Origin of the sequence: Corynebacterium sp. HMSC14H10 (genome assembly GCF_001807105.1) — a bacterium.
Classification (GTDB): domain Bacteria; phylum Actinomycetota; class Actinomycetes; order Mycobacteriales; family Mycobacteriaceae; genus Corynebacterium; species Corynebacterium jeikeium_D.
The window spans coordinates 200,128-212,389 of sequence record NZ_KV787425.1; the positions used below are offsets into that span (position 1 = coordinate 200,128).

Consider the following 12,262-nt stretch of genomic DNA (forward strand, 5'->3'; position numbering starts at 1 on the left):
GCAGGTCACAGCGTTATCGCGTGTTTCGTAATTTGGTTTTCCGATTTTCGTAGTTCTACGAAACCGCAGGTAGAGCGTTTCGTAATTTTTTCGTATTTTGATCGGCAAATTACGAAACGAGGTCAAAACTACGAAACGAGCACACTATAGACGTGTCACAGGTCACAAAAAGGCGCGCCCCTTGCGTGTCACCATGCCGCCACACAACAGCTGCCCCACCACAACACCCCAGCCGTGCCACGTGGCGTGTAGAAACGTGCTCGGTTCGATTCGTAAAGATTAGGTCGCAGGCTATTGTGCGCGACGCATAAGTTCCGTACGATGGCCCCCAGACCGTATGTGGCGTTTTAATTCGTTTTTGGTTTAGCCAGCCGCATACGGGGGATAACCCCGAGGATAATTCATAAAGAGACAGCCTCTCGACCGTGATAGGCGCGGTTCCTCCGACGAGATAGACCGGTCGGCAACGGCATTGCCAACCACAAAAGCGGTCAGGTAGGGAGTAAGCGCTCCCGTAAAGCGATGGGACGGCAGACCACCGTTCTAGCGAGTTGAGCACGGCACTCCAAGCCGCCTGAATAGCAAGCCGGTAAAGCACCCCGCTCCGGGACAGATCAATCTGCCCAGGAGCGTTTTTCTATGTCCGAAAAGGACACGACTACCGCCGTCGCGCCACGCTTTTACACGCTGCAGGAACTCGCCGATCTCGGCGTCGGCTCCGAGTCCACGTTGCGAAAAGCTATTAAAGAGGGCCGTCTTTCATTCCACCGTTTCGGCACCGCCTATCGGATTCGCCAAGACGATCTCGACGCCTACCTCGCGGCCGCACGCCGCCCTGCCCCGCAGCTATTCGACGGCTTCGTCGATGCCGTCGTGAATGCAGCGCCCCAACTGACAGATGAGCAGCGCCAGCAGCTCGTCACGGTGCTGGGCGGTGTGAAGCACTAATGCGGACAAACCCGCCTACGACGAGATCCCGCCGCTTAGCTCAGCTAGTCAGGCTGGGTCTTGAACTGAGTGCGAGGGCTGATGGGTGATGGCCGTGCTACTACACACGCGCGCTCCACCGTCGTGCCCCGAGTCCAAATAAACAGTTCATTCAACCAAGGAGAACAAACCATGTCTTTCAGAGACGATTACGCAGCCGCGCTCCGCGATGAGCAGCAAGCAAAAGATACCGTGAACGAGGCGCGCCGTGCACACAAAGCGACAAAGGAGCGCCTTGCGCAGTTGCGCAAGTATGCCGAAGAGTTCGAGGTGAATCTCGACGGTGACAAGTCCGCCAGCACCGAAGGGGACAGCGATACACCTGAGAACGGTGACGGCGACACGCCTGAGAGCACCGAGGGCAGTAAGCCGAAGCGGCATCTAGAAGTTGTACCCGACTAACCCTTTAGCCGTACACGCAATCACCTCATGTGTGTACGGCCACGCGGCGTGACGACGTACAGCCGTCACGTTTGATGTCGCCACACACCCCGCTCGCAAGGGCGGGGTTTTCGCGTGTGTGCGGGTGGCTGCGGCACCGCTACACGTGACACTGTCACGATGCTTGCGCCGGTATCGGCGACGGGGCATATACACGTCTGCCCCGTCGCCTGGATCATCCGCCACATGGCTGGCGGTATGTCGCGCTGCTGTTATGCGCGGTTCTGGCCGGCATAGTCTTGTGTGGACTTGAAATATGCCGAAGACGGGGCCGTGGGTGCAGCAAAGACAGCAGCGTGGACAGAGCAGATTTCAGCAACAGTCATGTTGCTGAAGTTGTGACCGCGACGGCAGATGATATGCGGCGGACGCCGCATAATGGACGCGTCGTGAGATACGCCAATATCCATCTCGGCAGGCTTGCCGTGATGGAGCGTTTCGTGATGACCCAAACACGACACATCGATGCTGGCATATCCGATTACATATCGACGGGATATATCGGATTGCCGGCAGTGTCGTGACGTAAAGCATGGGTCATCACACAAGGTGCAGCGCCAGCTGCACTATTGGGCACCTTGACCGGAGCGCAGCGGAGGGAAAGGTAGACCCAGCCAGACCGAGCGAGCGAGGTCTGAGTCTGGGGCTATGAGGGGCGGCGCGCCAGCGCCGGGCACCGGGTTATGCGAGCGCCAGCGAGTAGTAATACCCGGTGCAGTGCCTCGGCTATGCCGAGCGCCGGAGCGCAGCGGAGGCGTCGCACCCCCTTATGCCCTTTTCCCCCTTCTACCCCTATAACGACAAACTCATAGGGGTTTTGACACAGAAGGGGGCTGCGACCTGCGTGTTTCGGGTCTTTATGCGGTCTTCGACCCTTACCCGAAACGGCCCGTTGATGCGCGAAGCGCACATGGTGCCTACACAAAATCTGCAGGTCGCCACGCTGTGCGCACCACATACGGCGTCAGTCGTTGTATGTCGGTCTTAAAGTAAGGGCCGATGACGGGTGGAAACGCCGCTTGCGGCGTCTTCCCGCGTCATCGCGCACGCCGTGTGCAACGTGAGCTTGCGAACGTGCCACGGCGTCGAACCGAACGGCAAGACCGACATCGTTAACGTGGTGCGCACAGCCACACCCTGCATAACGACACCGCCGCTAGGCGGTCATTGCAGGGTGGTGAACATCCCGCAGCGAGCCATCCGCCGCAAGGCGGTGTCGATGCTGCTGCGGGTGATAACAACACGGGTCGAATAACACACTCCATATCGGCCCGTGCCATAAGCACAGTATCTGTGCAGACGCATCACGTTCGCGGCGGCCATATGCGCGCAAGCGCATGTAACGAGCACCGCCAGCGACGTGTGTTTCGCAGCGCGTCGCGCTGCAGCAGATCCAGCGGCAGCTGTTGATGCAAATGTGTAGCGCCGCGACTCGATTGGTTCATCTTTGTGGCAGCGGCTGTACGGCCCTGTGGCGGCCGTAGACGCCTCGGATGGACGGAGGGCGCGTGCAGAAGAACAGTTTCAAGACGTCGCTGTTCGTCGTGTATCTGCCGAAGTCGATGTGCAAGGAGATCCCCGACTACTACACCAGTGAGGTGGACGGGCGCGAAGTGAAACGTCCGCGCTATGTCGCCCGCGACTACGAGGAAGCAAAGCAGTACCTCGAAGAGTCAATGCGCTGGCTTGCAGAAAACTTCATCCCCGGCGGTATCGACGCAGTCGCTGGCGGTGATATGAGCTTTGACGAATCAACGCCACACATCCAGTTCCAGGCGGATACGTTCTCACCGAAGCCCGAAGATCCCGACAAGCTCCGTTGCCGCCCCGGCATCGCGTACAACACTGACACCTCAGTGCGGTACACATCCGGCCCGAAGAAGGGCAAGCAGATCTCGGGTAACCAGAAGTTCATCGACGCGCAACGGGGACTCCGGGAGCACATGCACGCGCTGGGCTATCCGGTGGAACTAGAAGTGTCAGAACGTCATGACGAGTCACTCAACCTCGACCGCTACACCGAGCAACAAGACCGGGAGCGCGATCTCGCCAAGCGCGAGGATGATGTGGAAGTCAAGAAGCGATCCGTGCAGCGCGACATGGACGCAATTGATCGTGACCGCGAGCAGGCTGCTAAGGAACTTGAACAGGCGCAAGAAGCCCGCGAAGCAGCCCAGCGCGTACAGGAGAATGCTGAAGCACAGGCTCGCGAGGTTGCCGAGCGTGTGCTCAAGGAAGCACGCGAGAAGGCCGAGCAAGAAGCCGAAGAGATCCGCAGCGAAGCACGCAAGGATGCTGAGCAGGAGTTGGGCCTGGCCGAAGCGCAAGCAGACGAGCTGCTCGAACGAGCCGAAGAGACTGCGCGGGCCAAGGCGGGCGATATTACAGCCGCAGCTCGCAGCGAAGCAGAGACGATCACTCGCAAGACCGACGAGGCCCGTAAGCAGGCTGAGCGCGACGCCGAGACGATCCGCAGCAAAGCACGAGATGAGGCCACGAGCATCCGCGACGAGGCCACACGCGACGCTGCAGTAACGCGCAAGGATGCCCGCGATGAGGCTGATCAGATCCGCCGCAACGCGCACACGGACGCCGAAGATGAAGCCGCCATCATCATCGAAGAAGCGGTGAAGTCAGGACAACAGTTGGAGCACTTGGATAAGAAGTTCCTGGTGCAAGAACTGCATCGCAGCCCAGAGTTGCTTGAGCGTTACACGCTGTTCAGGCAGTCGCAGACCTCAGGCAAGAAGGGCGGGGCGCAGCAGCGTGCACGCGAGCGCATCGAGAAGCGCCGCCAGCAGCAACAGCAGCGTGATCGTGATGGCGGTATGGAGTTGTAGCACTGCTCTCCCCTGCCCTGTACGGCCTTCTGCGGGCCTAACAGGGGGCCGTCGGCGTCGTAGGTCATTGGCGGCGGGTAAACGGCTGATATTTAGCGAAAATCGAAGAAATCTCGGCTAGGCGGGGCCGGTGTCACTACGTTGCGCAGTGAATTGGCCTGTTGAGTGGCGGAGATAGTGCGCAGCACGTCGGTGTGTACGACGGGGCATGTGCTGCGCAGAAGAGATGTCCGTAGAAGGGCCGACAGAATGTCGTTGTCATTCTGTTGCGTAGTAAAGGTGTCAATAGGATGACAAACCACTTCACTGCCCAATTCACATGTCATTAAAGTGACAGGGCATTTGATTGCGCAGTAAACGTGTCGATGAAATGGGTGCCCAATACACAGTGCAACCTACGTGTTAATGAAATGTCACAGACACTACATAGTGCAGTGAGTTGCGCAGCAGAAACGCCAGTAAAAGCACCGCACCACTGCACCGTAAAACTGCACAAGTGATTCGCAGCAAATTGGCGTGTGAAATGGTTGAAAAAATAACCCCGCAGGTTTCCCTGCGGGGTTTCGTAGTTAGAACGGTACTTCTTCGCCCTCAGCGCCAGCCAGGGCGGCGGTCGCCGCCTCGCCTCCGCGACGGACAGCGCGAGCAGCGGACTCCTTCTTGGAATCGATCAGCTGCACCGTGTCGATGCGCGCCACCAGCGGGTACTGCTTCACACCGTCCTTGTCGGTGTAGACGTCGGTCTTGAGCGAGTAGCTCACCGCAACGCGATCGCCGGAGCCGATGCAGCCGAACACACCGGGGTTCGCGGCGTCCTGGACGTAGCCGGTCAGCTCCACGATCTCGCTTTCCACCTTGCCGGTGGACTTGTTCTTGAAGGTGTTGCGCGCATAGACGCTGAGCTTCACCGTCGCGCCGCCGTTTGCGTGCTCGAACAGCTTGGGTGCGCGAGCTGCGTTGCCGACGATGGTGCCGTTGTTGAAGGGGTTGGACATGATGGTTCTCCTTACGTGAGTGGGTGTGATTTGCCGTGCAATTTGGGCACTTAAGCAGCGGCTTTGCCGCTGCGGGGGTTGAGCTGTCGTTACAGCACTGCCCAGGGCAGCGGTGTGCCTGCCGCCTCTAGGTCGCGCAGTTCTTGTGCTGCGCCCGGATCGGCGTCCTCGCCGTCGATGCCGTCGGCGAGCTGGTAGAGCAGTTCCAGGTCGGTGTGGGTGATGTCGCGCATCAGGTGCCTCCTTGTTCGGATGGATGGTCAATCCGTCTGTTGGAGACAGCTCTGCTGTCTAGGGGGTTCTCCCCCGCCCCGCTAGGTGTGCATCTCTGCTGGCCACGGCCCCGCGAGAAAAAGAAACCCCGTTGCATCGCTGCAACGGGGTGTGTGGTGTTACTCGGTGAACAAGATCGTGCGGGTCTTCTCAGCGCCCTCGCGGACGAGTTCGACCATCCGCTCGCCCTGGCCAATGTCGGTCAGCTTGGCCACCAGAGACGGGAAATTCTCGTCTGGTCCGATCTCGGTGGCTCGCTGCGCAGCCACGCCAGCTAGTCCCGGCTGGCCTGTGGCGTGAGCGAGCACGGCAACAGTGGCGGTGAGCTGCGCCCGCATCCCTGGCCAGCTGGTCGGGACAGCGCGCATAACCTGCTCTATGAACGCAAGGCCAGCCTGCGGCTCATCGAGCAGCGCTGCGAGCAGCGTGTCTCGCAAGCGCGGCGTGGTGAAGCATTTCAGCGCAGACCGAACAGCACGAGTGCTCGGCTGGGTGATCCCTGCCGCCGCCTGCTCGTATTCACGCTGCAGCACGTCCGCGAACATGGGCGGGATATACGCCAGCGCGTCTTCGATGATGTCGGCGTGCTCGGCAGCGTCGATGCCGTGATCGGTGCTGTTCAACCGTGCTTCGATGTCGTCTTTGCTCGGCTCCGGCAGCTCTCCGGTGTGCTCTAGCATCTGCTGAAGCGCCGCCGATGCGGCGACCTCGCCGACAACGCCGTGGCGTGGCTCGTCGATGAGCGGATGCTGGTACACAGACCACCACGCGGCCCCGGTGACGATTTCGGGCACCTGCACCACCCCGAGCAGCGGCGGTAGGTGCACTGCCCCGCTGGTGAGGTACGTGGCCGTCTCGTCGAAGACCGGTTGCGCAATGTCATCGCTGATCATGTACGCGATAACTGCGTCGAGTTCGAGGTGGTGGACCCACGCTGCGAACCGCTCGCGGCTCTCGTTGAGCTTCTCCACGGCCTCGTCCAGGTCGAACCGTGCGACCGGGCCGAGGCGGACGGTGTCGACGCCCTCGTCGTCGACGAAGAACGCGAGGATCAGCGAGTTGTTCGGGTAGAAGCCGAGGATGCCGGGGAGGTTCGCAAGGATCTCGCCGTGAGATGCAAGCGTGTGGGAATGAGTGGACATGGCAGTGCTCCTTTGCACGAATACGGGGTGTATGTGGTCAATCCCGTATTCGGCCCGGCTCTGCCGGTCGCAGGCGTATCCCAGCAGTACAGTGCCTTTGTGCGCCGGGCGTCGCTAGCGCAGCCTGATGCCTTCTCGCCGGGTGCGAACGCTAGCGACGCAGCCTGTGCTTAAGCGTCGGCTTCGATGCGCTTGAGAGCGCGATAGATCGTCGGCCGCGAGACGTTAAAGGTGCGCGCTACAGCGCTGACGGACTTGCCGCCGTCGATAAGCTCCTTGGCCATCTGCGCCTGCTCAGCGCTGAGCTTCGGCTTGGGGCCGGCGACCCTGCCCTGTGCGCGGGCGTGCGCCACGCCCTCACGGGTGCGCTGGACAAGCAGGTCACGCTCCCACTCGGCAAGACTTGCCATGACGTTGATAACCACCTTGTCGGTGGGCTTCGACGTGTCCAGCGCTGGCTCCAACACCTTGACGTTGATGTCACGCTCGGCGAGGTCAGCGATGGTGTTCACGGTGTCCGCGAGGCTGCGGCCGAGCCTGTCCAAGCGCGTGACAACGAGCGTGTCGTCGGGGCGCATGTACGCCAGCGCGTCATCAAGACCAGGCCGTTGCCAGTTGGTGCCGGAGATGGTGTCTGAGTAGATGTGGTCCGGGTCGCAGCCAGAGCCTGAACGCTCAGATGACTTCGAGCCTGACTTCTAGCCTGGAACCGCTGGTAGAAGTAGCTGTATCTGAGGCAATGTCGAAAGAGCCTAAGAGCCTGCACGAGGCAGCAGAAGCCTCTAAGAAGGCTCGCAGCGCTCTGCTCCAGGAGAAGGAGTCCAACGAAAAGCTGCTGGAGGAGATACGCGCAGAACGCAAGCAGTATAACGACGATATGGAAAAGTCGAACACGAACTTTATTAAGGCCTGCATGTCTGCCTCGTGGATTGCAGCCAGTGTTCTCTTCGTTGCTATCGCACTCGTTGCTGTCGGAGCCTTGGGGAACGGGCTGCTAAGTATGCTCGGCATACCCGACGGCGTGTCTGCCTTGTGGGGTCACGTCCAGGAGGCCAACGGCATCGGCCCAACACTGGGCTGGTTGGCGTTAACACTTATCGTCATAGGGGTTCTTATAGCGCTTATGACCTGGATGTTGTCCCAGGCTGCGCCGGGTATTGCTCACTTAGTCGAGGAATACCGTCGCAATCACCCGAGGAAAGAAACGAACCACTAACTAGAACACGTGCACCGTAAAAAGTAAAAATCCCCACAACACAGCGTAGCGGTTAACCGCTACGCTTCTTTTATGCTCTTCCTATGCCCCAACTTTGCAACAGCACCAATAAACTGGCGCCCCGGTTATAAGTTGGGGCGCCAAGTCGATGTGCTCGAGTCGGGGGATGTTAGTGGCCGGTGCCAAGCCGGCCAGACAGGCGGTTCAGCCGGTCCTGACTGGGACCGTCGAGCCCGATAATGGACACGGTTTTGCCTCTGTCCTGGAACTTCTGCGTAATCGCGTCAAAGGTCGCGACCGTGGAGGCATCCCAGATCTCCGCCTCAGTGAGATCAATAGTGATATGACGGGCAGAATCGGTGTAATCAAAGCGATAAACCAGGTCATTGCTTGATGCCCAAAACAACTGGCCATGCACCCGGTAGGTACGAGTATCAATCTCGCCATCGCCGTCGCCGTCGATCTCGGAGACCTTTTCAATGGAAGCGATATGTGCCATCCGACGGGCGAACATGATCATCGCGGTGACCACACCCAACACCACACCAATGGCCAGGTTGCTGGTGGCTAGGGTGGCAATAATCGTCACGGCCATAACAATGGTCTCAGAGACCGGCATGAGTTTAAGGGTGCGTGGATGCACCGAGTGCCAGTCGATGGTGCCGACCGAGACCATGATCATGATTGCCACCAGCGCAGCCATCGGGATCATGCCAACGATGTCGCCCAGTGCCAGGACCAGGACCAGCAGGAACACACCGGCTAACAGGGTGGATAGGCGGGTACGTGCCCCGGATTCGCGGACGTTGATCATGGTTTGACCGATCATCGCGCAGCCACCCATGCCGCCGAAGAAACCGGAGGCAATATTAGCCACCCCCTGTCCCCAGGATTCACGAGTTTTATCGGAATGAGTGTCGGTGATGTCATCGACGAGCTTGGCGGTCATCAACGATTCCATGAGACCGACCACGGCCATGGCCAGGGCATAAGGCGCGATGATCTGCAGGGTCTCCAACGTCCACGGCACGTTCGGAATAAACAGGGACGGTAAGGTCTCCGGCATCTTGCCCATGTCCGAGACCGTCGGGACAGTCAAACCGGCGGCGATGACCAAACCGGTGAGCACGATAATCGTGACCAGCGGGGCGGGGATCACACTGGTGAGCTTGGGGAAGAAAACCATGATCACCACACCCAAGCCGACGAGTGGGTAGACTATCCAAGGCACATCAATGAGGTGTTCGAGTTGGGCGGTGAAAATCATAATGCCCAGTGCATTGACGAAACCCAGCATCACCGATCGGGGGATAAAACGCTGAAGTTTCGCCACACCGAGGGCGCCGAGCACGATTTGTAGGACACCGCCCAACAGGACGGTGGCGATGAAATAATCCATCCCGTAACCACGCGCCACAGGAGCAATGACTAGGGCAATAGCCCCGGTGGCGCCGGTGATCATTGCCGGGCGGCCACCGGTAAAGGCGATCGCAATGGCCATGACTACCGAGGAAAACAGACCCATGGCTGGGTCAACACCGGCAAGGATGGAAAAGGCAATGGCCTCAGGGATCAGCGCCAGGGATACCGCCAGTCCGGCCAGAATCTCTATACGGATACGGGCGGGGGAAGAAAATGCGTAACGGAAGGATGCGATGATCCCGGTAGGGGCATCAGCGCCGTCTGGACTCAGGAGGGGGCGGGGGGCCGCCGTGCTAGTTTCAGTCATAGATGTCCAATCTTTGAGGGGATAGGTAACTGGGCGAACGCCCGAAAGGAATCCAACCCTCTAGTAACTTTAGGTTTGGTGATGGTGGTCATGGTAGCGGGAGTTTTACTCAACCGCCAACCCAGGCACAGGAACCCGTGGGCAACATCACCGTGAAGGAGAACAGGCAATGCAAAACAGTAATTTCAAGATCGGCGAGGTCGTTGACCAGACGGGGTTGTCGATTCCCACCTTGCGTTATTATGACAACGTCGGCCTGATTACCCCATCGGGGCGTAGCCCTGGTGGGTTCAGGCTTTATAGTGAGGCTGATGTACGTCGTGTTTTGCTGGTGCGACGGATGAAACCGCTGGGGTTTACTCTGGATCAGATGCGGGAATTCCTGGAAGCTGCGGAGATTCTTCATAGTTCAGATGGCGGGCAGGAAAGTGATACCGCACAGCAGGCACGGAGTAATGCCAAGGCCACCCTTGCCGACATTCGTGAGGAGACGCGCACCCGCTACGAAAAGCTACGCAAGCAAATTGCCTACGCTGAGGAATTCCTCGATCTGGTCAACACCCTGGCCCCCTAAACTGCCCCCATCCTTCGCAGGGAGAAAAAGACCATCGTATTGAATGCGCTCTGTCGAATCGCGTTCCAGATGAAGTGGACGAACGTCCGCGGCCTCTCCGGAGTGGATGGCGATAGTACAGAGGACTTCTGAAATCCGTGCAGACGACTCCTCAAAACGACACAGTCATCCAAGGTCACAAAATCGAAAATTGTCACTTAACCCCATCACTTCCAAACCGGCTTAAGTGACAAAATGCCATCGCTAAAGTCCCGATTTGAGTCCCAGGACGTGCGCCTTAAGAGAAATAACTAAAGCCCCTACCAGTGTTTCTCCTGGTAGGGGCTTGGAAGTTGGTAGCGGGGGCAGGATTCGAACCTACGACCTCTGGGGTAACAAGAGCCGTGTCATACTTCCTGCGAACGCCACGGTTGAGCAGTGTCACCCCCGATACACGAAGGCAGATCCCCCGAACTGCCGGCTCCCGTGGCGTTCCTTCGTAGAAGCGTTGCGCACTACAGCGCATGCGCGCGATTGTTGACGTGTCACACACTGCAACCTAGTTCCACACGATCTGCACTGATTCAGGGTTGAAGGTCTTGCTTCCGCGCACGCCACGGCGCAGGCGCACCTGGCACAGGGTGTTGATGACACGGCGCTGCACGGCAAGCTCTGCGTTGTCGAAGGCGTCCACGGGCGAGGCGTAGCCGGTTGTGTCGAGCAGCGCCGATGCGCCAGCAAGGCGGGCACGGCGCGTTTCGAGTTTCTCGATCTGCGGCTCATAGCGGTTACGCGTGCGCTTAAGATCACGGGCCTCGATAAGCTCCTCGTCGTAGTCAGCCTGGACGCGGGCGAGCTTTGCGCGAAGCTCAGCGAGTTCCTCGTCGATGACGCCCACCTCGTCGTCGTCCGCAGTCGGCAGCAGGTCCGCCAGGTCGTCACGGCCAAGGCGGGCGCGGATCACGGCGAGCACAAAACCATCGACGCTGTGCGTGCGCACTAAGCCACAGGCCGCGCAGCGGTAGCGGTCGGCATGCGTGCGCACGGGGTTGCCACACTCGTCGCAGACATACAGGCCCGAGCCAAGATGGCGGCGAGTGTTCCGTCGCTCCTTGTTCGTTAGCCGGTCGGGATCATCGAGCACGTTTTGCACACGCCACCACAGATCGGGTGTGACGATCGGCTCCCACTGCCCTTTCACCGGCTCGCCGGTATCGGGGTCGCGGACGATATGCGTGACACGGCGGTATTTGTCCTTCACGCCTTTGCGCTTGGCCTTCTTGTACGTGGAGTAGCCGGCATACACGGGGTTGCGCAGGATCGAGTGCAACGACGTATAGGCCCACGGCTGCGCGTCAGGCACCGGCTTTTCTTCCTGGCCAGCAGCGCGGCGGCGTGCGTTGCGCTCTGTAACCACGGTGTGCATATGGCGCGGCGTGGTAGGGATATCTGGCAAGCCCGGCTGATCGACCCCAGATAAGGCGCGTGCGATGTCGCGCATGGAGTTGCCCCGCTCGACAGCGCGGAACATACCGAGCACGGCGGCGGCTTCGGATGGGATGATCTCGCCGGTGGAGGTGTAGCCGATAGGGCGCACACCGCCGGAGTACCAGCGGCCCTGCTCGGCGCGTTGCTGTTGCGCACGGGATTGGCGCATGCTTTTGCGTTCGATCTCGCCGCGCGCCACGGCTGCTTTGATACGCGCGTACATTCTGCCGCCGTCGGTGGCAAGGTCAGCATCACCGTTCGCAGTGACGAGTTTCAGCCCCTGCTCTTCCGCCCTGTCGATCCACTCTTCGAGCTGCCAGGGCTGCCGCGTGAGGCGGTCGAGGTCCCAGCAAATGATCGCGTCGATCTCGCCGCGCTCAAAAGACGCCACCATCGCGTCGTAGTCAGGGCGGTCCACATCCTTTTTCGACGCGGAGATCGACTGATCGACGTAGGTATGCACGACGTCCCAGCCGCGTTGTTCGGCAAGGGCTTCGCAGTCCTGACGCTGCCGGTCGATGGCAAGGCCGTCCATGGCAGCATCGAGCGAGATACGGAGGTAAATAGCAGCACGTGTTGTCATGCCGCTAACACTAGC

12 protein-coding genes are annotated in these 12,262 nt (G+C 59.7%); 5 read left to right on the forward strand and 7 right to left on the reverse strand.

Translation table 11 applies throughout. The annotated features are described in order from the left end of the window. The first annotated feature begins 639 nt into the window (after nucleotides 1-639). Nucleotides 640-948 (forward strand): helix-turn-helix domain-containing protein, encoded by a 309-nt coding sequence (locus HMPREF3135_RS06275; protein ID WP_024058948.1) that lies wholly within the window; start codon nucleotides 640-642, stop codon nucleotides 946-948. Nucleotides 949-1,119: 171 nt separating this feature from the next. Further along, entirely contained in the window at nucleotides 1,120-1,389 is a 270-nt protein-coding gene (locus tag HMPREF3135_RS06280; protein ID WP_049181627.1) for a hypothetical protein, read from the forward strand. Nucleotides 1,390-1,640: 251 nt separating this feature from the next. On the opposite strand, the gene HMPREF3135_RS06285 is transcribed toward HMPREF3135_RS06280, so the two are convergent. Beyond that, nucleotides 1,641-1,880: a hypothetical protein gene (locus HMPREF3135_RS06285; protein WP_141739580.1), complete on the reverse strand. Its 240-nt coding sequence runs from the start codon at nucleotides 1,878-1,880 to the stop codon at nucleotides 1,641-1,643. A gap of 1,056 nt (nucleotides 1,881-2,936) precedes the next feature. Between HMPREF3135_RS06285 and HMPREF3135_RS06290 the strand changes: the two genes are divergently transcribed. Continuing rightward, nucleotides 2,937-4,268, forward strand: a complete 1,332-nt coding sequence (locus HMPREF3135_RS06290) for a hypothetical protein (RefSeq protein ID WP_246818317.1) — start codon at nucleotides 2,937-2,939, stop codon at nucleotides 4,266-4,268. Between the two features lie 569 nt (nucleotides 4,269-4,837). On the opposite strand, the gene HMPREF3135_RS06295 is transcribed toward HMPREF3135_RS06290, so the two are convergent. From HMPREF3135_RS06295 to HMPREF3135_RS06305, 4 genes are all read right to left on the reverse strand, one after another. Continuing rightward, the gene (locus HMPREF3135_RS06295) at nucleotides 4,838-5,263 is read right to left on the reverse strand and encodes a single-stranded DNA-binding protein (RefSeq protein ID WP_048733861.1); all 426 of its coding nucleotides are present in this window, start codon (nucleotides 5,261-5,263) and stop codon (nucleotides 4,838-4,840) included. 89 nt (nucleotides 5,264-5,352) lie between these two features. After that, nucleotides 5,353-5,496 carry a hypothetical protein gene (locus HMPREF3135_RS11380; protein WP_016456431.1) on the reverse strand — a complete coding sequence of 48 codons (144 nt, stop codon included), beginning with the start codon at nucleotides 5,494-5,496 and terminating at the stop codon, nucleotides 5,353-5,355. 159 nt (nucleotides 5,497-5,655) lie between these two features. After that, nucleotides 5,656-6,678 carry a DUF4192 domain-containing protein gene (locus HMPREF3135_RS06300; RefSeq protein WP_038610815.1) on the reverse strand — a complete coding sequence of 341 codons (1,023 nt, stop codon included), beginning with the start codon at nucleotides 6,676-6,678 and terminating at the stop codon, nucleotides 5,656-5,658. 170 nt (nucleotides 6,679-6,848) lie between these two features. Continuing rightward, complete coding sequence (locus HMPREF3135_RS06305) at nucleotides 6,849-7,322, reverse strand: recombinase family protein (RefSeq protein ID WP_080972893.1); 474 nt, start codon at nucleotides 7,320-7,322, stop codon at nucleotides 6,849-6,851. Between the two features lie 35 nt (nucleotides 7,323-7,357). Between HMPREF3135_RS06305 and HMPREF3135_RS06310 the strand changes: the two genes are divergently transcribed. After that, nucleotides 7,358-7,894 carry a hypothetical protein gene (locus HMPREF3135_RS06310; protein ID WP_218079069.1) on the forward strand — a complete coding sequence of 179 codons (537 nt, stop codon included), beginning with the start codon at nucleotides 7,358-7,360 and terminating at the stop codon, nucleotides 7,892-7,894. 169 nt (nucleotides 7,895-8,063) lie between these two features. Here the strand turns inward: HMPREF3135_RS06310 and HMPREF3135_RS06315 are convergent, their stop codons facing one another. Continuing rightward, nucleotides 8,064-9,623, reverse strand: a complete 1,560-nt coding sequence (locus tag HMPREF3135_RS06315) for a SulP family inorganic anion transporter (RefSeq protein ID WP_070438761.1) — start codon at nucleotides 9,621-9,623, stop codon at nucleotides 8,064-8,066. 169 nt (nucleotides 9,624-9,792) lie between these two features. On the opposite strand from HMPREF3135_RS06315, the gene HMPREF3135_RS06320 reads away from it, so the two are divergent. After that, a complete protein-coding gene (locus HMPREF3135_RS06320) occupies nucleotides 9,793-10,197 on the forward strand; it encodes a MerR family transcriptional regulator (RefSeq protein WP_034664654.1) in 405 nt (134 codons plus the stop codon). Nucleotides 10,198-10,735: 538 nt separating this feature from the next. Here HMPREF3135_RS06320 and HMPREF3135_RS06325 read toward each other — a convergent pair. Further along, on the reverse strand, nucleotides 10,736-12,247 hold the full coding sequence (locus HMPREF3135_RS06325; protein ID WP_070438764.1) for a recombinase family protein: 1,512 nt from the start codon (nucleotides 12,245-12,247) through the stop codon (nucleotides 10,736-10,738). Nucleotides 12,248-12,262 lie beyond the last annotated feature (15 nt).

Excerpts from the sequence above, each read along its gene's own strand:
- HMPREF3135_RS06320 (WP_034664654.1), top strand. The coding sequence starts at position 9,793 with ATGCAAAACAGTAATTTCAAGATCGGCGAGGTCGTTGACCAGACGGGG.
- HMPREF3135_RS06310 (WP_218079069.1), top strand. The coding sequence starts at position 7,358 with ATGACTTCGAGCCTGACTTCTAGCCTGGAACCGCTGGTAGAAGTAGCT.
- HMPREF3135_RS06315 (WP_070438761.1), bottom strand. The coding sequence starts at position 9,623 with ATGACTGAAACTAGCACGGCGGCCCCCCGCCCCCTCCTGAGTCCAGAC.
- HMPREF3135_RS06280 (WP_049181627.1), top strand. The coding sequence starts at position 1,120 with ATGTCTTTCAGAGACGATTACGCAGCCGCGCTCCGCGATGAGCAGCAA.
- HMPREF3135_RS06275 (WP_024058948.1), top strand. The coding sequence starts at position 640 with ATGTCCGAAAAGGACACGACTACCGCCGTCGCGCCACGCTTTTACACG.
- HMPREF3135_RS06325 (WP_070438764.1), bottom strand. The coding sequence starts at position 12,247 with ATGACAACACGTGCTGCTATTTACCTCCGTATCTCGCTCGATGCTGCC.
- HMPREF3135_RS06300 (WP_038610815.1), bottom strand. The coding sequence starts at position 6,678 with ATGTCCACTCATTCCCACACGCTTGCATCTCACGGCGAGATCCTTGCG.
- HMPREF3135_RS06295 (WP_048733861.1), bottom strand. The coding sequence starts at position 5,263 with ATGTCCAACCCCTTCAACAACGGCACCATCGTCGGCAACGCAGCTCGC.
- HMPREF3135_RS11380 (WP_016456431.1), bottom strand. The coding sequence starts at position 5,496 with ATGCGCGACATCACCCACACCGACCTGGAACTGCTCTACCAGCTCGCC.